At 32.5% G+C, this 20,366-nt stretch carries 22 protein-coding genes; all 22 read right to left on the reverse strand.

Annotated elements, in window-relative coordinates; genetic code table 11:
* Positions 1–2: 2 nt before the first annotated feature.
* Positions 3–1,832 (reverse strand): DNA primase, encoded by a 1,830-nt coding sequence (gene dnaG / locus EQM13_RS11320; RefSeq protein WP_071139022.1) that lies wholly within the window; start codon positions 1,830–1,832, stop codon positions 3–5.
* Positions 1,833–1,918: 86 nt separating this feature from the next.
* On the reverse strand, positions 1,919–2,935 hold the full coding sequence (locus tag EQM13_RS11325; protein WP_071139021.1) for a deoxyguanosinetriphosphate triphosphohydrolase: 1,017 nt from the start codon (positions 2,933–2,935) through the stop codon (positions 1,919–1,921).
* Between the two features lie 145 nt (positions 2,936–3,080).
* A complete protein-coding gene (locus tag EQM13_RS11330; RefSeq protein WP_071139020.1) occupies positions 3,081–3,908 on the reverse strand; it encodes a pyruvate, water dikinase regulatory protein in 828 nt (275 codons plus the stop codon).
* An 11-nt stretch (positions 3,909–3,919) separates the two neighbouring features.
* Positions 3,920–4,567, reverse strand: a complete 648-nt coding sequence (locus tag EQM13_RS11335) for a helix-turn-helix transcriptional regulator (protein ID WP_306341338.1) — start codon at positions 4,565–4,567, stop codon at positions 3,920–3,922.
* Between the two features lie 156 nt (positions 4,568–4,723).
* Entirely contained in the window at positions 4,724–6,805 is a 2,082-nt protein-coding gene (gene glyS, locus EQM13_RS11340; RefSeq protein ID WP_128752711.1) for a glycine--tRNA ligase subunit beta, read from the reverse strand.
* Positions 6,798–7,685 carry a glycine--tRNA ligase subunit alpha gene (gene glyQ, locus EQM13_RS11345; RefSeq protein ID WP_128752712.1) on the reverse strand — a complete coding sequence of 296 codons (888 nt, stop codon included), beginning with the start codon at positions 7,683–7,685 and terminating at the stop codon, positions 6,798–6,800. The genes glyS and glyQ overlap by 8 nt, the downstream gene beginning before the upstream one ends.
* 310 nt (positions 7,686–7,995) lie before the next feature.
* Positions 7,996–8,436, reverse strand: a complete 441-nt coding sequence (locus EQM13_RS11350; RefSeq protein WP_071139017.1) for a DUF4342 domain-containing protein — start codon at positions 8,434–8,436, stop codon at positions 7,996–7,998.
* Positions 8,437–9,198 (reverse strand): DNA repair protein RecO, encoded by a 762-nt coding sequence (gene recO, locus EQM13_RS11355; protein ID WP_071139016.1) that lies wholly within the window; start codon positions 9,196–9,198, stop codon positions 8,437–8,439. It abuts the gene before it with no gap.
* An 18-nt stretch (positions 9,199–9,216) separates the two neighbouring features.
* Positions 9,217–10,101 (reverse strand): GTPase Era, encoded by an 885-nt coding sequence (gene era, locus EQM13_RS11360; protein WP_071139156.1) that lies wholly within the window; start codon positions 10,099–10,101, stop codon positions 9,217–9,219.
* A 4-nt stretch (positions 10,102–10,105) separates the two neighbouring features.
* The gene (locus EQM13_RS11365; RefSeq protein WP_071139015.1) at positions 10,106–10,513 is read right to left on the reverse strand and encodes a cytidine deaminase; all 408 of its coding nucleotides are present in this window, start codon (positions 10,511–10,513) and stop codon (positions 10,106–10,108) included.
* A gap of 10 nt (positions 10,514–10,523) precedes the next feature.
* Positions 10,524–11,555, reverse strand: a complete 1,032-nt coding sequence (locus EQM13_RS11370) for a DUF3048 domain-containing protein (protein WP_071139014.1) — start codon at positions 11,553–11,555, stop codon at positions 10,524–10,526.
* Positions 11,552–12,262: a diacylglycerol kinase gene (locus EQM13_RS11375; RefSeq protein WP_128752713.1), complete on the reverse strand. Its 711-nt coding sequence runs from the start codon at positions 12,260–12,262 to the stop codon at positions 11,552–11,554. Before EQM13_RS11375 ends, EQM13_RS11370 begins: the two co-directional genes overlap by 4 nt.
* Before the next feature lie 10 nt (positions 12,263–12,272).
* A complete protein-coding gene (gene ybeY / locus EQM13_RS11380) occupies positions 12,273–12,737 on the reverse strand; it encodes an rRNA maturation RNase YbeY (RefSeq protein ID WP_128752714.1) in 465 nt (154 codons plus the stop codon).
* Positions 12,738–14,822 (reverse strand): HD family phosphohydrolase, encoded by a 2,085-nt coding sequence (locus EQM13_RS11385; protein WP_128752715.1) that lies wholly within the window; start codon positions 14,820–14,822, stop codon positions 12,738–12,740. It abuts the gene before it with no gap.
* Positions 14,823–14,843: 21 nt separating this feature from the next.
* Positions 14,844–15,815 (reverse strand): PhoH family protein, encoded by a 972-nt coding sequence (locus EQM13_RS11390; RefSeq protein ID WP_114218076.1) that lies wholly within the window; start codon positions 15,813–15,815, stop codon positions 14,844–14,846.
* Positions 15,816–15,827: 12 nt separating this feature from the next.
* Positions 15,828–17,015, reverse strand: coding sequence for a sporulation protein YqfD (gene yqfD / locus EQM13_RS11395; RefSeq protein ID WP_071139010.1), 1,188 nt, complete (start codon positions 17,013–17,015; stop codon positions 15,828–15,830).
* A gap of 10 nt (positions 17,016–17,025) precedes the next feature.
* Complete coding sequence (gene yqfC / locus EQM13_RS11400) at positions 17,026–17,304, reverse strand: sporulation protein YqfC (RefSeq protein ID WP_071139009.1); 279 nt, start codon at positions 17,302–17,304, stop codon at positions 17,026–17,028.
* 112 nt (positions 17,305–17,416) lie between these two features.
* Positions 17,417–17,815 (reverse strand): hypothetical protein, encoded by a 399-nt coding sequence (locus tag EQM13_RS11405; RefSeq protein ID WP_071139008.1) that lies wholly within the window; start codon positions 17,813–17,815, stop codon positions 17,417–17,419.
* A gap of 11 nt (positions 17,816–17,826) precedes the next feature.
* Positions 17,827–18,813 (reverse strand): flotillin-like protein FloA, encoded by a 987-nt coding sequence (gene floA / locus EQM13_RS11410; RefSeq protein ID WP_128752716.1) that lies wholly within the window; start codon positions 18,811–18,813, stop codon positions 17,827–17,829.
* Position 18,814: 1 nt separating this feature from the next.
* Complete coding sequence (locus tag EQM13_RS11415) at positions 18,815–19,558, reverse strand: NfeD family protein (RefSeq protein ID WP_071139006.1); 744 nt, start codon at positions 19,556–19,558, stop codon at positions 18,815–18,817.
* A gap of 101 nt (positions 19,559–19,659) precedes the next feature.
* Positions 19,660–20,103 carry a GatB/YqeY domain-containing protein gene (locus tag EQM13_RS11420; RefSeq protein ID WP_071139005.1) on the reverse strand — a complete coding sequence of 148 codons (444 nt, stop codon included), beginning with the start codon at positions 20,101–20,103 and terminating at the stop codon, positions 19,660–19,662.
* A 12-nt stretch (positions 20,104–20,115) separates the two neighbouring features.
* Entirely contained in the window at positions 20,116–20,298 is a 183-nt protein-coding gene (gene rpsU, locus EQM13_RS11425) for a 30S ribosomal protein S21 (RefSeq protein WP_071139004.1), read from the reverse strand.
* Positions 20,299–20,366 lie beyond the last annotated feature (68 nt).

A 20,366-nucleotide genomic window follows, 5' to 3' on the forward strand; every position in this document is an offset into this window, starting at 1 on the left:
AACTATTGATGTAGCTTCAATTCCCTGTCCAATTCCAATAATTCTTTGCATAATTTTTTCACTATCTCTTTATCATTTTCTTTTTTATCATTTTTAGAATCCAATTTACTAATCCTTTCTATTAAATAACTTCTTCTCATTTTTAATTTAGAAGTAACAATAGTTTCAATTAAATCTTCAACTATCGTTCCCATGTTTTCAGGTAAAATCTTAGGGTCCATATGAATTATCTTTTGTATATTTTCTATACGAACATCCGTTTTTCCTTCTAATTTTTTAATAATTTCTTTGGTATTTATATCCTTTTCCTTTTCATAAACTTCAAATAAGAAAAAAGTTAATTTTTTGCAATCTTCATCAACAAAATCTTCCGGTTTTAAAAAATTCTTAACTCTTTCATATACCTTTCTATTATTAACCATTAATTTGACAATAGTACGCTCAGCTTCTAAACGAGCTGGTTGAAGCATACTTACAACAGGAACAATATTATCCTTATTATTTTTATATTTTTTATTAATATACCTATTATTAACAATTGATTTGTTCTCAATATTTAAATTGTATCCAAAAATTTCTTTTTTAATAGCTTCTTTTAATATACCGGTCCTTTGAGATATTTTTTCCATATAAGCATCCAATTCAATGGGACTTTTTACATCCTTTAAAAATTTTCCTACATCCCTTGTAAAAGCTATTTTTTCTTCGGTATCATTTAAATTATATTTTCGTTCATAAAAAAATATTTTATATTCAATATAGTCCAAAGCATTTTCAAACAAAGATTCAAATTTTTCCTTTCCATAACTTTTAATGTAGTCATCTGGATCTTTTCCATCGGCAAGGACAATTACTTCTGCCTTTATATCTTCTTGCTTCAATATATCTATAGCCCTATCTGCTGCTTTAAGACCTGCTTCATCTCCATCGTAGCATATATATATATTATCCCCAAGTTTAGATAATAGCTTTCCTTGATCTTTCGTCAGGGCTGTTCCTAAACTTGCTACAGCATAAAAAATTCCTTTATTGAATAAAGAAACAACATCCATATATCCTTCAACCAATACTATCCTTTCATTATGTGATTTTTTCTCCAACAGATTTGCTGCAAATAAATTATGTCCTTTGGAAAATATTAAAGAATCCGGAGAATTTAAATATTTAGGTTGACTGTCATCGATAACTCTTCCTCCAAAGCCTATTATCCTATTTTTTCTGTCATATATGGGAAAGATTATTCTATTTCTGAATTCATCATAGTATCCTGATTTATCTTTTCTTTTAATTATTAAACCCGATTTTTCAATTTCATATTCCTTATACCCCTTGCTTTTTAAATACTTCTCTAAACTATCCCAGCTTTTAGGAGCAAAGCCTAACTTAAATAAATTAATAGTAGTGTCAGATATGGATCTTTTATATAAATATTTCCTGGCATCGGTGTTATTCATTAAATTTCTGTAAAAGAAATAAGCAGATTCCCTATTTATTTGAAATAATCTATTCCTTTCCTTCTCCATTGGTTTATCTTTTTCTTCAATATAAATTCCTGATTTGTCAGCTAAGAATTTTACCGCTTCAACAAAAGACAGATTTTCTATTTTCATTATAAAACTGATTACATCTCCCCCTTCCCCACACCCAAAACAGTGAAAGATTCCTTTAGATGGAGATACTGTAAAAGATGGAGTCTTTTCGCTATGAAAGGGACAGAGTCCTACATAATTAGAGCCTGTCCCTTTTAGATGGACATATTGAGAAACCACATCTAATATATCATTATTTTCTTTTATCTTTTCTAATATATTTTCATTTATGAAATCTGACATAATTATCACCCTAATTTTCCGATTTTTCGTGGAAAAGCAAAAAACCCTTATTTATATTCGACATAAAGATTTATATTCCTTCTTTTTTAAAGTTTTTCCCAAGGTTTCGGTATAAAAATACTGTAAAACACATTCAATATATACTTATCAGTCATTCCGGCAATATAATCACATACTCTGTCCTCTATGGGATTTAGGCTATTCTGGTATATTCCCATTTTATCTTCTGGAAGTTCTTCCGAATGTTTTAAATAATATCTATATATTTGAGTAATTATATATTCTACCTTATTCTCTTCAGATTTAGCATCTTTATTTAAATATACCCTTTGAAACATAAAATTTCTCAATTTTTCGGTAGCTTCCCCTATATTCTTACTCATAGAAATCTCATCTTTACCAATGCTATTATTAATAATATCCACAATCATAGTATTTATTCTTTCTCCATGGGTTTTACCGAGAACATCAATAACATCTTTCGGTAAATCTTCATCCGATATGATATTTCCCCTTATGGCATCGTCAATATCATGATTTATATAAGCAATTCTATCGGCAAACCTCACCGTCTTTCCTTCAAGAGTCATAGGCAATTCTTCTCCCGTATGATGTAGTATCCCATCTCTTACTTCAAAAGTTAAATTTAATCCTATTTTCTTTCCCTCATGTTCCAGATAGTCTACCACTCTGAGGCTTTGGACGTTATGTTCAAATCCTTTAGGATGAAGAAAATTCAGCACTTTCTCTCCTGTATGACCAAAAGGGGTATGCCCTAAATCATGACCCAATGCAATAGCTTCTGTCAAATCTTCGTTTAATCTTAACGCTCTGGCAAGAGTTCTCGATATTTGGGAAACTTCTAAAGTGTGGGTAAGTCTTGTCCTGTAATGGTCTCCTTCCGGTGCTATAAACACTTGAGTTTTATGTTTAAGCCTTCTAAAAGACTTCGAATGGATAATTCTATCCCTGTCCCTTTGAAAATCCGTTCTTATCTCACATTTCTTTTCTTCATATTTTCTTCCTTTTGTGTTAATGCTAAGAGTTGCATATTGAGATAATATTTTCTTTTCAATATTTTCTGTTTCCATTCTAATATTCATAAAATTATATACCTCATTTATAAATATTTTTAAGATTATATTATATAAATATATACAACATAATTATCCATAATCCTCTATTATTTATACCATTTTAATGTAAATTTTTTTAAAAAAACAATGAAGTGCTGATTTTTTCAGCACTTCATTGCTCTAATTCTTCTCCAAAATTTTTTCTCATTATATCAATTATAAAGCCTGATGTTTCTTCTACTGCTTTATCGGAAACATTTATTACTTTACATTGAATCATTCCCATTATCCTCTTAGAATATTCAAGTTCTTCTTTTATTCTCTCAAGGTTGGCGTAATTGGCATTATTATTGAGGCCTAAAGTCTTTAATCTTTCCTGGCGAATTTTATTCAATTTTTCCGGATTTGCAATAAGTCCAAATACTCTTCTTGGATCCTTCTCAAATAATTCATCAGGTGGAGGTACTTCAGGAACTAAAGGAACATTTGCAACTTTGAAATTTTTATGAGCCAAATACATACTTAAAGGAGTCTTCGATGTCCTCGAAATTCCAATCAGTACTATATCGGCTTTTTTAATTCCTCTGGTATCTTTTCCATCATCATATCTGACTGCAAATTCCACTGCTTCTACTTTTTTAAAATATTCTGCATCTAACCTACGTATTAATCCCGCTTGTCTTTTCGGATTGTATCCCAATACATCTTCAATAGAATCCAAAACAGGGGTCATCAGATCCACTGCAGGAATATTATTTTCAGCCGATTTTTCCATTACAAATTTTCTTAATCTTTCGATGACAATAGTAAAAATAATAACACTTTTTTCTGATTTCGCTTCATCAATTATTTCATTTATTTGATCCTCGTCATTTATATATGGAAATCTTCTCACTTCATATTTTACCGGACTAAATTGACTTATACTTGCCTTTGCCACCTGCCCCGCCGTCTCTCCTACGGAATCTGACAAGACATACAGAACTATATTATTTTCCATTAATTTTCCTCCTAAATATCCTTTCCCAGTTCAACAAAAATCCTTGTAATTGTTGTCTTAGATATTCTTCCCACAACCTTAAATTTCTTTTCTCCCTTTTCAGTCCTCACTTCTTCAACCACCGGTAAACAGTCTATTTCATGTTCTATTATATTTGACGCCGCTTCCAATATGCTATCATTTGAAAAAGTCACTATGATATTAGGCATTCGAGTCATTATCATTCCTACAGGTATCCTGTTTAAATCAATTCCCCCTATTGCATTTTTTAAAAAATCCTTTCTTGATATTATCCCGGATAAAAATCCGTCGGAAGTAACAAATAATGTTCCAACATCTTCAACCATAAGAGTAACTATAGCATCATATACACTTGTATTTTCATCAACTACCACAGGAACGGATTTCACTTTCGATACTTTGATCTTTTCTATTCTTTCAGATATAAAATTCAACGCAGTTTTCCCCGTATAGAAATACCCGACTTTTGGGCGTGCATCTAATATTCCTGACATAGTAAGTATGGATAAATCAGGTCTTAAAGTAGACCTTGTAAGCTTTAATCTTTTTGCTATTGCCTCCCCAGTTATTGGCTGACTTGTTTTCACGATATCTATTATCTTTTCTTGTCTTTCATTTAATTGGATATAAACCACCACCCATCAAGATACACACCCATTAATATATATAAAAAAGGCTTCTATTAAAATATTAATAAATTAAGGTAGCCTTTTTTGAAATCCATTACGGAAAATATAAACTAAGATAAATTACGATTTCCCCATTGTTTATAAATAAATTTCCGATTTGGAAATTTATTTATAAACAATCTTGGATAAATCACATATAGTAAGCATCGTATCAGAAATACGCTTTATCAGACCCAATCTATTATTCCTTATTTTTTCATCTTCAACCATAACCATAGTATGATCAAAGAAATTATCAATGGGCTCTCTCAAAACACTTAATTGTTCCAAAGCTTTGTCATACTCTTTTTTTCTTAAGAAATTCTTAACATTGTCTTCAATGCTATTAAATTTTTCAAATAATTGTATTTCTTCCTCATCTGTAAACAAATCTCTTTTTACATCCTTAGATACAGCTTTTTCAGCCAAGTTAGAAATTCTGTTAAACGCAAATAGCATTTGTTCAAAATTATCCTTCTTAATCCAGTTATTCAGCTTATCTGCCCTAATTCTTAAATCATACACATCGTCAATTCCTGTGCCCAGTACTGCATCCACTATATCATATCTAATTCCCATATCGATAAACATATTTTTAATTCTTCCATTAAAAAATTCTATTATCTCATCTTTAACTTTTTTATAATCAAAGGCCAATCCATTTTCCTCAACATATACATAAAGAGAAAAATCTATTAATTCCTTTAAAGATAAATTAAGTTTTTTATCCAAAATAATGTTTATAATCCCAATTGCTTGTCTTCTCAGGCCGTAAGGATCCTGCGAACTTGTGGGCTGAACTCCTATAGCAAAACAACCTGATATATTATCAAGTTTATCAGCAATACTTAAAACTGCTCCTGCTGTAGTAGTGGGAAGTTCGTCTCCTGCAAACCTCGGAAGATATTGTTCGTATATTGCCAGGCTTATAATCTCGTTTTCCCCGGAAGAAGCGGCATATTCTTTTCCCATAAATCCCTGGAGCTCTGTAAATTCTCCAACCATTTTAGTTACCAAATCCGCTTTTGAAAGATAGCCTGCTCTTTCAATATTTTTCTGAGTTTCATCTCCCACTTCCAGATAATCCCCTATTTTTACGGCTAACTTCTGTATCCTTAAGGTTTTATCATATAAATTCCCCAGTTTTTCCTGATAAACTATTCCCTTTAATTCCCCTACATAACTTTCTAAAGATTTTTTTACATCCTCCTGGTAAAAGAATTTGGCATCTTCCAGTCTGGCTCCAAGAACTTTCTCATTACCTTTTGTCACCACATCTATATAATCTTCATTTCCATTTCTCACTGTAATGAAATAAGGCAGCAATCTTTTTTTGTCATCGACCACCGGAAAATATCTTTGATGGTCCTTCATTGGAGTGACTATAACTTCTCTTGGTAATCTCAAATATTCTTCCTTTATTTTACCTATCAGAGGAGTAGGGTATTCCACTATGTCGGTAATCTCATCCAATAGTCCTTCATCCGGAAGGATATTGCCTCCCTTTTCTCTTGCTAATCTTTCACAGCCATATTCTATAATCTCTTTTCTCTTATTTCTATCAACTATTACATAATTATCATTAAGTTTGTCAACATATTCATCTACGTTATTGATAACTATAGAACTGCTTCCCAAGAATCTATGACCTCTTGTGATATTGGAAACTTTAATTCCCTCTAAATCAAAGGAAAGAATATTATCATTAAAAATTGATAAAATCCACCTTATAGGTCTTGCAAATCTCAAATTTTTCCCTCCCCATTTCATGGACTTGGGAAAAGTTATTCCTCTTATTATATTTGGAATAGTTTCAATAAGTATTTCCTCTACCGGTCTGCCTTCACTTTTTTTATTCAAATACATGTATTCTTCTCCATTGTATTCTCTTACAAAGGAGTCCTCTATCTTGGATTTATGTCCTCTAAGAAATCCTTCAAAGGCTTTAGTGGGTTTTCCCTCCTCATCAAAAGAAATTTTCTTTGAAGGCCCCTTAATCAATTCAACGGAATCTTCCTGCCTATCCTTTAATCCTTCCAATACAAAAGATAGTCTTCTTGGAGTAGAATAAAGACTAATTTTTTCAAATTCAATCTTCTTATTCTTAAGCATATTCAATACTTCATCATTAAGTTGATTTAGTCCTATCTGTACAAACCTTGCCGGCAGCTCTTCTACTCCTATTTCCAATAGATATTTATTATTCATTTGAATTTCCTCCTTCATTTAGAAAAGGAAAGCCCATTTCTTTTCTCTGTTTTAAATATTGAGAAGCCACTGAATTGGCAAGATTTCTAACTCTGCTCATATAATGAGTTCTTTCGGTAACACTTATAGCTCCCCGAGCATCAAGAATATTAAAAACATGAGAACACTTCAATACATAATCATAACTTGGCAAAACCAATCCCTCTTCCAATATTTTAGTAGCTTCTTTTTCATATATATTGAATAGGTTAAGCAAAGCATCCACATCACCGGATTCAAAACTATAGACAGAATGTTCATATTCTGCAGTCCTGAATAAATCCCCATAATTTATGTCTTTATTCCATTTAATATCAAATATATTGTCCACATCTTGCAGATACATAGCAATTCTTTCAAGTCCATATGTTAATTCTGCGGACTCCAATTCACAATCTATGCTTCCTATCTGTTGAAAATATGTAAATTGAGTAATTTCCATTCCATCAAGCCACACCTCCCATCCTAACCCCCATGCTCCAAGAGTAGGCGCTTCCCAATTATCTTCTACAAATCTTATATCATGTTTCAGAGCATCTATCCCCATGGCTTTTAAACTGTCCAGGTATAAATCCTGAACGTTTTCGGGAGATGGCTTTAATATAACTTGTAATTGGTGATGCTGATATACTCTGTTGGGATTTTCTCCATACCTGGCATCTGCCGGCCTTCTGCAAGGCTCTGCATACACGACTCTCCAAGGTTCAGGCCCCAAAGATTTCAGAAACGTACGGGGATTCATAGTCCCCGCGCCCTTCTCTACATCATAGGGCAGCGAAATAAGACAACCTTTTTCCCCCCAATATTCAAGTAATTTCAGTATTAAATCCTGAAAATACATTTTGTTTACCTCCTTAAAATTTAAATTTCATCATATAACAAAGAGCAAAAAAAAACCTTTACATCCCTTTTAGAGACGAAAGGTTACTTCAGCACTCTGATACTAAGCAGAATAAGCCTTCATCCACAGCTAAAGCAGCAGGCTTTCGGCTATGTTACTCATAACTCTTACCCACAATAGATTACTAAGAAGTGCCTTTCGTAAACTATTAGGCACCTATTAAATAATTAGGTACTCCTGTAGTTTATAAAATATTCTATGATTAATAATTTAGCAAAAAATCATTAATCTGTCAATAAAAAAACTAAGGTCAGTTATTTTTTAAATTATCTTTTACCTTATCTACTTTCTTTTCTACTTCTTCATTTATATTTACGATCTCTCCGTCTTCTTTTATAATCTCAAAGGTACACTTGGAAAGCAAAGCAACACTTACCCCCAAAATTGCAAGAGGAGGCGAAAGAATAGTTCCTACTGCTCCGGCAGTAACGGGGATATTCATAATTACATTCCCGTCTTTCCTGACAATTATTTTAATTACATTTCCTTTTTTTAATACTTCTTTTATCCTGTCAAGTATCTGTTCTCCCTTACTTGCCACATCTTCTCCTATGGTCTTTTTGTTACTTTCAAGATATATAACAGCTTCTATTACATTTCCATCTTTTAATTCCAATGCTTCCTTAGCTTCCTTAAAACTTACTCCTGTTCTTTCCACTACAGAGTCGATTTTTTCAAGGGTAATTTCCATCTAATTTCCTCCTCTATTTTCAATAGATTTAAATAAATTTAGAGAATTAAAGCTATTTTTTTCAATACTATACAGTATATATTTTACCATAATATCATGTAAAATAAACATTATATCTTTGTTAATTTTAAAATCCGTTAGCTTGTCAAGAGGGGTGTACAACAACAATTTTAAAGTCTTTAACATGGAAAGATTAATACGAAAACCGTTCAAATCCTCATAAACACAATTTCCGCACAATATCCCGCCGGAAATTATACTGAATATCATATCCCTTCCTTCCAATTTTTGTCCACACAGTACACATTTATCTAAATATGGTTTATATCCCAAAAAAGAAATATATTTAATTTCATAAGCCAATATAAACTTTAAATAATCTCCCTTCAAATCTGAAAGAACAGTCAAGCCTTTTAAAAGAAGCTGAAATAATTTTTCGTTTGATTCATCCTCGACTATTGAAGAATCTGCTAATTCCAACATATATGAACCGTAAAAGAGCTTATATATATTTTCTCTTAAAGGATAAAAGGAATTTTTTAAATCTCCCTGATTTATATGATAAAAGTTTTTTCCCTTAAAAAATGAAAAATCACTATAGGAGAAAGGCTGAGTAATACTTATAAGATTATTTTTCGGCCTATAGGCTCCCTTGGCCATGCCATGTACTTTTCCGTATTCTTTTGAAAAAATAGTAACTATCTTGCTTGTTTCTCTGAACCTGATTTCTTTCAGCACTATGCCCTCGGATTTTACAAACATTTATTCACTTCCTATACACTATTGATATCCAAAATATTTAATTTTATTTTCCTTATCCCGCCAATTCTTTTCTACCTTTACCCATAGTTGAAGATTGATCTGGCTGCCCAAAAGTTTTTCAATATCCTCTCTGGCAGATTTCCCTATACCCTTCAATTTTCTTCCGTTTTTCCCTATTACTATTCCTTTATGTGATTCCTTCTCACAATATATCGTAGCATAAACATCAATCAAATTCTTTTCCTTTCTTTCATTAATCATATCAACTGCTACAAATATTCCATGAGGAACTTCTTCATCTAAATAATAAAGAACTTTTTCTCTGATCAGTTCAGAAATTATAAGCCTTTCGGGTTGATCCGTAATCATATCCTCAGGAAAATATTGAGGTCCTTCCTTTAAATATTTTTTAACAGCATCCAGATATGAGGAAACATTTAAATTTTCAGAAGCCGATATTGGAATTATTTCCTGAAAAAGGCCCATTTTATCATAAGTATTGATTATATCCCCTAATTCTTCTTTATTAATTTTATCTATCTTGTTTATAAGAAGAATTTTGGGAGTAGAAATATCCTTTATATCCTTTATTATTTTATCATCAAGAGAGCCGATATATTTACTATCATCAACCATAAATGTAATGATATCCACTTCCTCTAACGTACTCCTTGACATCTTAACCATATATTCTCCCAATTTATTTTTAGGATTGTGTATTCCCGGGGTATCTAAAAAAACAATCTGCAGGTTTTCCTCAGTATAAACGCATTGAATTTTATTTCTTGTTGTTTGAGGCTTATCAGAAATAATAGATACTTTTTCACCCAAGATGGTATTCAATAATGTTGACTTACCGACATTTGGTCTTCCTATAACTGTTACAAATCCTGATTTATACATTTCATCACTCCATCTTTTTATCATTAAACAAATTTTCCGGTCCAAAACTATAGGGGAGGAGTTCTTCCAGTGAATATTCCTTGTACTCCTTCTCCGATTTGGCAACTATAATAATAGCATCTTCTCCGAACTCTTTAATAACTTGTCTGCATACCCCACAGGGATATGTAAATCCCGCGTCTCCCACAATAGCTATTATCTTTATTTTCCTTTGACCGTCAGATACAGCCTTTGATATTGCTGTTCTTTCCGCACATATGGTAGGAGTATATGAAGCAGACTCTATATTACAACCGGTGTATATTTTATTGTCCTCAGTAAGAACCGCAGCTCCGACATGAAAATGAGAATAGGGAGCATAAGCATTTTTTTTAGCTTCAAATGCAAGCCTGATTAATTCCTCTTTTATCAAAAAATCACTCCTATTCTATAGTTATATCCGGATTGGTATTAACAACTTGTATCCATGTAACTCCAGTATTTAAAACAAGTTCTTGGCCTTTTTCATCATAAAAATAAGTTTTGGAACTTCTGTTTTTCTTAGACCAAGTAATATCAACAGTTTCCCCGTTTGTAATATAAATTCCCTTTCCGTTTCCCACTAAATCTATTTCAACTCTCCCTGCATCATCTATAGTTTTAGTTTTAGCCTCTTGTATAATAATATTCTTAGCAGTAATAGGAGAGTTGTCAAATTCGTCAACATGAAGTTTCCCGTCTTTATATCTTATATAATTCTTTTCACCTTCATCATATACATAATTCGTACTGTTATCCTTATTATATTTTATTAAAATATTTTTAGCAATCCTTCCATTTAAATCTGTATCATTCTCATTAAATTTAAATCCTTCAAAATCTCCTTTTTCACGATATCCTCTTTCTATTCCCGTTTTTCTTATTATATCCATATTTGAATATAAATTGTGAGGAGATTTTTTATTAGTCTTAGAATATCTGTAAAAAACTTCATTAGAACTTGTAAGACCATCTATATCTGCAACTTTTAAATTTTTAATATCGTTTTTTGCTTGTTCACTTCCTCCCACCCTTACATATAAAGGATCATATTCTAAAAGAGTTGTAACAAAACAAGGTCTTGAACTTCTTATAGGCCCTAAAAGAACAGGATCATTAATCAAGTATATTGCCATATATCTCGTATAAGGATATTCAACTACCATCTCATATACTATCTCCGCATCCTTCAATCCAGACTGCCACCTAGCGCCGGGATGATTGTCAAACATTACCGCTACAGGTCTCCTGTCAACTTTTTCTTCAGAAGAATATATTCCGCTTAGGGGAGACGGTATTCCATTTTTAACATATTCGTCTTTTTCGGTTTGTTCATCCTTATTGTTTTTCCCAATTTCCGGATCATCTTTGCCACATCCTATCATATTAAAGACCAAAAGGATTATCGTTACTGCTATTAACCAATTTCTTTTCATAAAATATCCCCCTTTGTGATTTGAAATATAATTATACCTATAAAAATCCCCAATATTGCCCCTGAGATTACTTCATAAGGACTATGTATTTTCCCCTCTACTCTGCTTTCTCCCACTAAAACCGCCATGAAATAAGACAAAGCGGAAATCAGTACGTTATCTCCAAGAAAAGAAATCACTGTTGCGCATAAAAAGGAAACAGCAGAATGTCCGCTGACTTTTCCTCCTTGAAACGGCGTACCTGTCTCTGTCTTTGTCTTTATCACCACAATTATAATTATTGTGATTACCAAAGCAATAAAAGTAAGATGTACAGGAGAATTTTTAATTCTTAAAATCAATTTATGAGAATAAGGATTCAATCTGTCAAAAAATAAAAGGTACCCCACTACTATGGAATTTATGGCTGAAATAAGCACTGCACCTGCAGCCACATCTTTGGCTATTTTGGCCAGCCAATTATATTCCTTCGTGATTAAATCCACAGTTGCTTCAACGGCAGTATTTATCAGTTCACATATTATAACTAATGCTATGGTAAAAAACAGCAGAATCATTTCCATTCTGCTTATATTTAAAAATAAACTTATAAATAGTACCAAAATTGCAATAGAAAAATGGATCCTCATATTTCTTTCGGTTTTTAAAGTATGGATGATACCTTGAACAGCATAATTAAAACTACTTATCAGACTCTTTGATTTCATTATATCCACCTTATTCTTCTTTGGTTTCTTTAAATATCCCTAAGGATCTCATTACTTCTTTTTCTTTAGCTCTCATAATCTTCTTCTCTTCTTCCGTTTCATGATCATATCCCATAAGATGAAACATGCTGTGAGCTGTTAAATATGATATTTCTCTTGAAAAGGAATGTCCGTACTCTTTGGATTGCTGGAATGCCCTGTCTGTGGAGATTACTATATCCCCCAGCATAGGAATATAAAATCCGTTGCTGTCTTCTTCCATGGGAAAAGAAAGAACATCAGTAACAGCATCCACATTTCTATACTCTTTGTTTAAATTTTTGATTTCTTCATTAGTCACAAAAGAAAGGCTTATTTCATAATTTAAATCTCTGCCTTCTACTACTAAACATTCTTCAATTACATCTTTCAATAAATCTATTGTTTTTTCATCAATTTCTTGAGTATCTTGTCTATTATCAATATATACTTTCATTTACTCCGCTCCTTTAATATCCTTTAATTTTATATCGGGATATTCTATCCTGTCATGAAAAATTCCCAAAAGTATGTTACAAAAAGTATTAGTAATCGTGTTTAGATCCTTAAATGTCAAATCACATTCTCTTAACTGCCCATCATCTAATTTCCCTTTTACTATATTTCTCACCATCTCTTCAATTTTTCCTTTATTAGGTTCCTTTAAGGATCTTACGGCAGCCTCGCAGGAGTCAGCCAGCATCACAATGGCAGCTTCTTTAGTCTGGGGTTTCGGTCCCTTATACCTAAAATCCTGAACCTTTATATTCTTAGGGTCTCCTTCTTTTAATGCCTTATAATAAAAATATGCTACTATAGTATCTCCATGATGCTGAAGTATAATATCCTTTATTTCCTTAGGAATATTATATTTTTCAGCTAAGGCAAGACCGTCCTTCGTATGGTTCGTTATTATCATGGTACTCAATGTGGGATTCAGTTTATCATGGGGATTATCCATCCCTATTTGATTCTCCTTAAAAAAATAAGGCCTTTTAAGTTTTCCCACATCATGATAATAAGCTCCTACTTTTGCTAACAATCCATTTGCTCCTATAGCTTCCGCAGCCCCTTCGCTTAAATTGCCAACCACTATGCTATGATGATAAGTCCCAGGTGCTTCCATAAGAAGCCTTTTCAATAAAGGCTGATTTAAATTTAAAAGTTCCAATAGTTTAAGAGGTGTCAATATCTTAAATACATTTTCCCATATGGGCAAAGTTCCGATCGTAAGTATCGCGCAAAGAATCCCATTTAAAAGCCCATAGCCGCATCTTATAATAATATCTATAACTTCAACTTTCTTAATCAAGGAAAAGGATACAATTGCTAATATATTAACTACACCTATTATCAATCCGCTTAAAAATATATTATATCTTTGAGCAGGTTTCATGGCGCTGAATGCTCCCACACTTCCCCCAATCATAAACATAAACATTATGCTTTCATCAGTTCCCATTACTAACCCGATAAGAAAGGAAAGAAGCAAATTAACTATTAAGGCCAACCTGGAGTTTATAACTATTGATATAAGCATAGCGGCAGTGGCCACCGGCATAATATAATGGGAGATATTGTTGACTCCCGTTGAGATTATTACTGTTAATATTATTATTAATATTAAAATAAACCCCTTGGAAGTATTCAACACATCTTTGTCAAAATAATAAAGGTATATGCCAATTATTCCTTCCATAAGAAGAATTAAAAGCAAAGTTCCTATTATAGTACTAACCTGGAAGTTCCCTTCTTCTTTCAAAAGGTCTGCCTCTTTAATTACATTATAGGCATTTTGACTTACTTTTTCTCCTTTTCTGACTATTATCTGCCCTTCTTTAACTATTATAGGCTCTATTTTTTCAGCCTCTTCAGCTTTTGCCTTCTGAGTTTCTTCGGCATCCAAATATTTGTTAGGTTTCATTGTGTTATTTACAATAGCTATCCCCAGATTCATCTCATCTGTTCCCATATCCAAAGATTTAAATACATCAATTACATTTTGCTTTTCATAATCCAATGCATCTTCTTTTACTCCAAGACTCATTATCTGATTGATTATATCATAAATATTATTTTCCAAAGAATTTAATGTCTTATTATCCATCCTGACTGCTGTTAAATATTCTCTCTGAGACAATTCTATATTTCCTTGATCTTTCACTAAATTTGCTTTCTTGCTTACACTTATATTCTCATAGGACTTAACATCCCTTATAATATTAAAAAAATCTTGTATATCACTTTTCATCTTCATCTGAACTGACGGATTGACTCTGTATACGGGCTCTACGTTGTCCGAAGCTTCCTTCTTCAGCCTTTCCGTAGTAAGCTCGTCTACAACATCCTTAGGAGATCTAATATCATAAGGGGCTGCATCCCCTATAGAAATATTTAATTTTTGGGGTTCTATTTTCCCTATAATTATTAAAAGCATTGGAAAAGTAAATACCATTAGCAATATAATATATGTGATTTTACTACTCTTTAGTGTATTACAAAATATATTTCTTATCGAAATTTTTATGTTTTTCTTTTCCATTGGGATACCTCCCTGTTGACCTTAGTTCTCACTCTTATCAAATTTTTCATAGGCAGATATAATTTTTTGAACTAAAGGATGGCGTACAATATCATTTTTACCGAGATAAACAAACTCCAATCCTTTAATGTCGGTCAGTATCTTAGATGCTATCTTTAATCCGGAAGATTTCCCTTTTGGAAGATCTATCTGAGTAATATCTCCCGTGATTATCGCTTTTGACCCAAATCCCAATCTTGTTAAGAACATCTTCATCTGTTCATTTGTAGTATTCTGAGCTTCATCTAATATCACATAAGCAGAATCAAGAGTTCTTCCTCTCATATAAGCTAAAGGTGCCACTTCTATAAGGCCTTTTTCCACAAACTTACCGTATGTTTCAAATCCCAGAATATCAAATAATGCATCATATATAGGCCTTAGATAAGGATCAACTTTCTCCTGTAAATCTCCCGGCAAAAATCCCAGGCTCTCTCCTGCTTCCACCGCCGGCCTTGTAAGGACTATCCTGTTAACTTCCCCATTCTTAAAAGCATTAACGGCTGTTGCCATGGCCAAATATGTTTTACCCGTACCTGCCGGGCCTATGCCAAATACAATATCATTTTTTCTTATAGAATCGATATATTTTTTCTGCCCTAAAGTTTTAGGCCTTATACTCTTGCCCTGAGCTGTAACACAAATAATATCATCTAACAATTCTTGTATTTTATCTTCATTTCCTTCGTATACCAATTGCATGGCATAAGATAACTCTTGATTGGAAATCTTTCCTTGTTTTTTTAACATCTCGACTAATTTAAACAGCAATTTTTCGGTAAGATCAACTGAAATTTTTTCTCCGATTATTTTCAGTTGCCCTTCTCTTAATAAAATCTCTACATTATATTCCTTTTCAATAACTTTAATATTTTCATCAAACTTTCCGAACAACTCTGGAATAAGAGAATTATTATCTATCGCCAAGCTCTTTTCAACAATTTCTTTGTTCAAATCTTACCCTCCCTAGTAAGTTATAATTTGTTTTTTACCAATATTTTCCATTACCTCTATTATGACTATGGTTGTAAGTTTATCCTCGTTTTCAATATATTTTACATCTTTTGAGACTATTTTTGAATCCTCAGGCAAAACTTTATTTATTTCCTTTACAGCCAATACTTGACAGGATTCTTTTAAGGAATCTACATTTTGTTTGACTTTTTTAATTTCTACTTCCTTATATTTATGAGTAATAATCGATATAGGAAAATTGAAAGGCTCTATAGTAAAAACATTGTTTTCTTCCACTTCTTCTATATATTCCTTAAAAGGAATATCAGCCGAGCCAAATTTAATTATCTTTTTGCCAAATTTATATTCTCTATGTTCATAGGAATTGCCCGTTTCTTCCTTAATTGACTTTTCTATAGGTTCTTCTACGGTATGAGTATACCGTGTAACTGCATATACTTCTCCTTCCGCATGAACAAGCATTTCTCCTTCAAATCTATCATTTTTTATTATTCCTGTTATTAAAATTTGTCCCTTATTTACCACATCCCCTTCCTTGACTACGCTTTTGCCATTTTTTGCAATTACCTTTTTTATTATTCCTTTCTTATCAGCCACAATATTGCATGGTGTATCGTCGCTTATGTTTTCTGGTGGAATATCTTGTTCCTTCACCTCAACAATCAGCTTTGTTCCTTCTATATCTATTGAAACAAAAGAAAATGTATTAATCTTTTCCAAAAGAACATTCTTTGCGTTATCCTCATCTATCTTATATCTTAAAACCCCTTCATATATATTTTCTTCCTTAAGTATATTTTTAATTTTCGTGTCATCAATTTTTTCATTCCCTAAAATTTCAATTTCCCATATAAAGGAGGTTAAAAAAAATATAATTCCTAAAAATATTATAAATCCTATTCCCAGCATCTTCCTCTTTTTCATTTTACCCATTAAAAAAGGTAATCCTCTTTTTTCATAGGCATATACTTTGCATTTCACTTTTCTTACAATATTTCTTAAGGACTTAAAACCTTCTATGCTTACCTTCGCTTCTACTATTGTATAATCAATTCTTCTTATATCCCAAATATATATGTTTTCTTGAGCGACCAAGTTCAGAAACTTCTCTAATGTCAACCCTTCAATTCTAATAATAACATATCCTCTTAAATAATTCCATATCTTAATAGCTAACATGCCCGCACCCCTAACTTAAAAATTCTATATTGTCAATTAATCCTGTCACTATTATTTCTTCTGTCAATATAGTCTTTATTACCAATTCTTCTCCTGTAATTTTAACTACTCCGCTGTTTGTATTAATCCTTATAACGTTTTGAGTGTATTCCACTATCCCTTTATGATTTAACAGGGATAATTCTATATTTCCTATAACTGTAATCTTGGGAAGATCCATGACGATATCTTTCGGTAGTTCCAGTGCTTCGGACATGTTAAGCTTCATATCTTTAATCTTTTCTTTCATTTTTTTAAACCCTCCTCCATACTAAAATTTATGCTCTATTTTTTAAAGGTATTACACAAAAGAAGAGCAGCCTCAGAAGAGAATTCAGATTCTCTTCTAAGACTGCTCTTTGTTATCTCAAACTTTTAGGTTTAGATAAAATCTCCGAAAATATAATTCCCCGGATGACATCTTCCTTAAAATTTCTCCTGCTTAACTTTTCAGTTTTTGTTTCTATTTTAGGTTTTTTCTCTTCCTGTTGCATAACTTCCGCATTTTCGGATTTCTCTATTTCAACCGTACTTTGAGTATACTCTTCTATATCGTTACTTTGAAATTCTTCTTCCTCTTCCACATTTTCCACACTTTTTTGATAATTATCAGTTTCTTTCTTATAAACCTGGTTAGGTATTCTTTTCCTTCTTTGACGATCTAATCTTTCCCTATCGATTTTTTGCTTTTCCTGTGAACTCTTTAGCAATGCGGGAATTATAAAAATAAAAAATGCAAATATCAATGCTTCAAATCCCATTTGCTCACATCCTATTCGTTGGAAGGTTTATCTTCCGTTTGAATTTTTGATATGGCGTTTCTCATTTCCGTATCTGCCAATATATTTTTCATATTATAATAATCCATCACACCTAATTTGCCTTCTTTTAATGCATTGGCAAGAGCCAAAGGTACTTCCGCTTCCGATTCCACTACCTTTGCTTTCATTGACTGAACTTCGGCCTTCATTTCCTGTTCTCTTGCAACGGCCATTGCTCTTCTCTCTTCTGCCTTAGCCTGAGCTATTCTCTTGTCTGCTTCAGCTTGATCTGTCTGCAACTTGGCACCTATATTTCTTCCTATATCCACATCTGCAATATCAATGGAAAGTATCTCAAAAGCAGTACCTGAATCCAACCCTTTCTCAAGAACAGTTTGAGATATGCTATCAGGATTTTCCAGTACATCTTTATGAGAAACAGAACTGCCAACCGTAGTAACTATTCCTTCTCCAACTCTGGCAATTATCGTCTCCTCACCTGATCCTCCTACCAATCTTTCAATATTAGCCCTAACCGTGACTCTTGCTTTTACCATTACTTCTATTCCATCCTTAGCCACCGCCGAAATTTGAGGAGTTTCTATTACCTTGGGATTTACGCTTACCTGTACGGCTTCCAATACATTTCTTCCCGCAAGGTCTATTGCCGCCCCTCTTTCAAATCCAAGAGCTATATTTGCCCTCTCTGCTGCTATTAACGCATCTATTAAGGTATTCACGTTACCTCCCGCAAGATAATGAGCTTCCAATTGATCCGCTCCTAAATTTAATCCTGCCTTCGTAGCCTTTATAAGAGGATTTACTATTCTGGAAGGCACTACTCTCCTCAACTTCATTCCTATAAGAGTTCCCATACTTATCTTAACTCCGGAAAAATAGGCTGTTATCCACAATCCAACAGGTATAAAAGTAAAAAACAAAATAACAAAAAGAATAATAATAATCGCTATACTTAACGTAACAACAAATCCTGACATATTACAACCTCCTCACAAATATTTTAGAGCCTTCTACTTTGTATATCTTCACTTGAGCTCCTCTATCAATATAGTTTCCTTCTGAAAGAGCATCTATTCTTGTTCCATCAATTTCAATTATTCCAGATGGACGAAGATCCGTAATTGCCACTCCTTCTTTATCTAAAAGTTGTTCCTGCAAAGATGAACTGTTATATCCTTTTTCTTTCGTAAATTTAGTCTCAAGCACTATTTTATTAAATAAAGGGCTTTTGTATCCTATTTTAATAAATACTACGGCGACTACGACCGTAACCATTAAAGCTACACTTAAACTCATTACAGCACTGGAAATATCTCCGGTAGCCATAATTATCCCTACTGCCAACATAATTATTCCACTGATTCCCGGCAATCCAAACCCCGGAACCATTGCTTCAACAACAAGAAGAATAAGACCTATTATAAAAAAAAGTAAACTTGCCCAATGGGAATTTCCGGCAATAATATTGCCTCCAAAAAATAATCCGAAAAAAACAATGGAAATAACTCCTCCAATTCCAAACCCCGGAGTAAATATTTCTATAACCATTCCTACAAATCCCAATGTTAAAAATAATGTACTTATAAACGGATTAGAAATAATTGAAGCAAGTTTATCTCTGAATCCTTCATTAACATTTGTTGAATATCCTTCACCATAAACAAAAGAACTTATTATCAATAATGCCATAATTATAAAAAATATCATCTTCCATTTTTTCAATTTATCACCTCCAGTTATTTATATTATATTATTACCCAAACAAAATACAATAAAAATATTAAATTTTATCTGAGCATAAATAAACCCAGGTAAAACCTGGGTTATTCCAAATATTTCTTACATATTCTATTTACTTCTTTTCCGTCAGCCTTACCCTTTATCTTAGGCATTACCGACTTCATCACCTTCCCAATATCTTTTATGGATTTTGCTTCAACTTCATCTATAGTTTGTTTAACAACTTTTTCTAATTCCTCTTCCGTCAATTGAGCAGGCAAATATTTCAAAAGAATATTCATTTCTTTTTCTGTAAGATCAACTAAATCTTGCCTTTTACCTCTTTGAAACTCTTCTATAGCTTCCTTTTTTTCTTTCAACTGCTTCGATATTATATCTATTATATCTTCATCTTTCAATTGGATTCTCTCATCTACTTCTCTTTGCTTAACAGCTGCCCTAATCATAGTAATGGTATTTTTTCTTACAACATCTCTATTTCTCATGGAATCTTTAAAGTCTTCCATAAGTTTTTCTTTTAATGACAAAATATCACCCTCTTAAAATCTACCCCTATTCTTCTTTCTAGCCGCTTCTGATTTTTTCTTACGTCTTACACTTGGTTTTTCATAGTGTTCTCTTTTTCTGTATTCAGCTAAAACGCCAGAACGGGCACATTGCCTTTTAAACCTTTTTAGGGCATTATCTAATGATTCATTTTCTCCTACTCTTATCTCTGCCATTTACTTTTCCCTCCCCTCTGCTACACCAAGAGTGCTTATACTTTATAAGTATAAGCGGAATTCGGCAC

It is taken from the genome of Acidilutibacter cellobiosedens (genome assembly GCF_004103715.1).
Lineage (GTDB): Bacteria > Bacillota > Clostridia > Tissierellales > Acidilutibacteraceae > Acidilutibacter > Acidilutibacter cellobiosedens.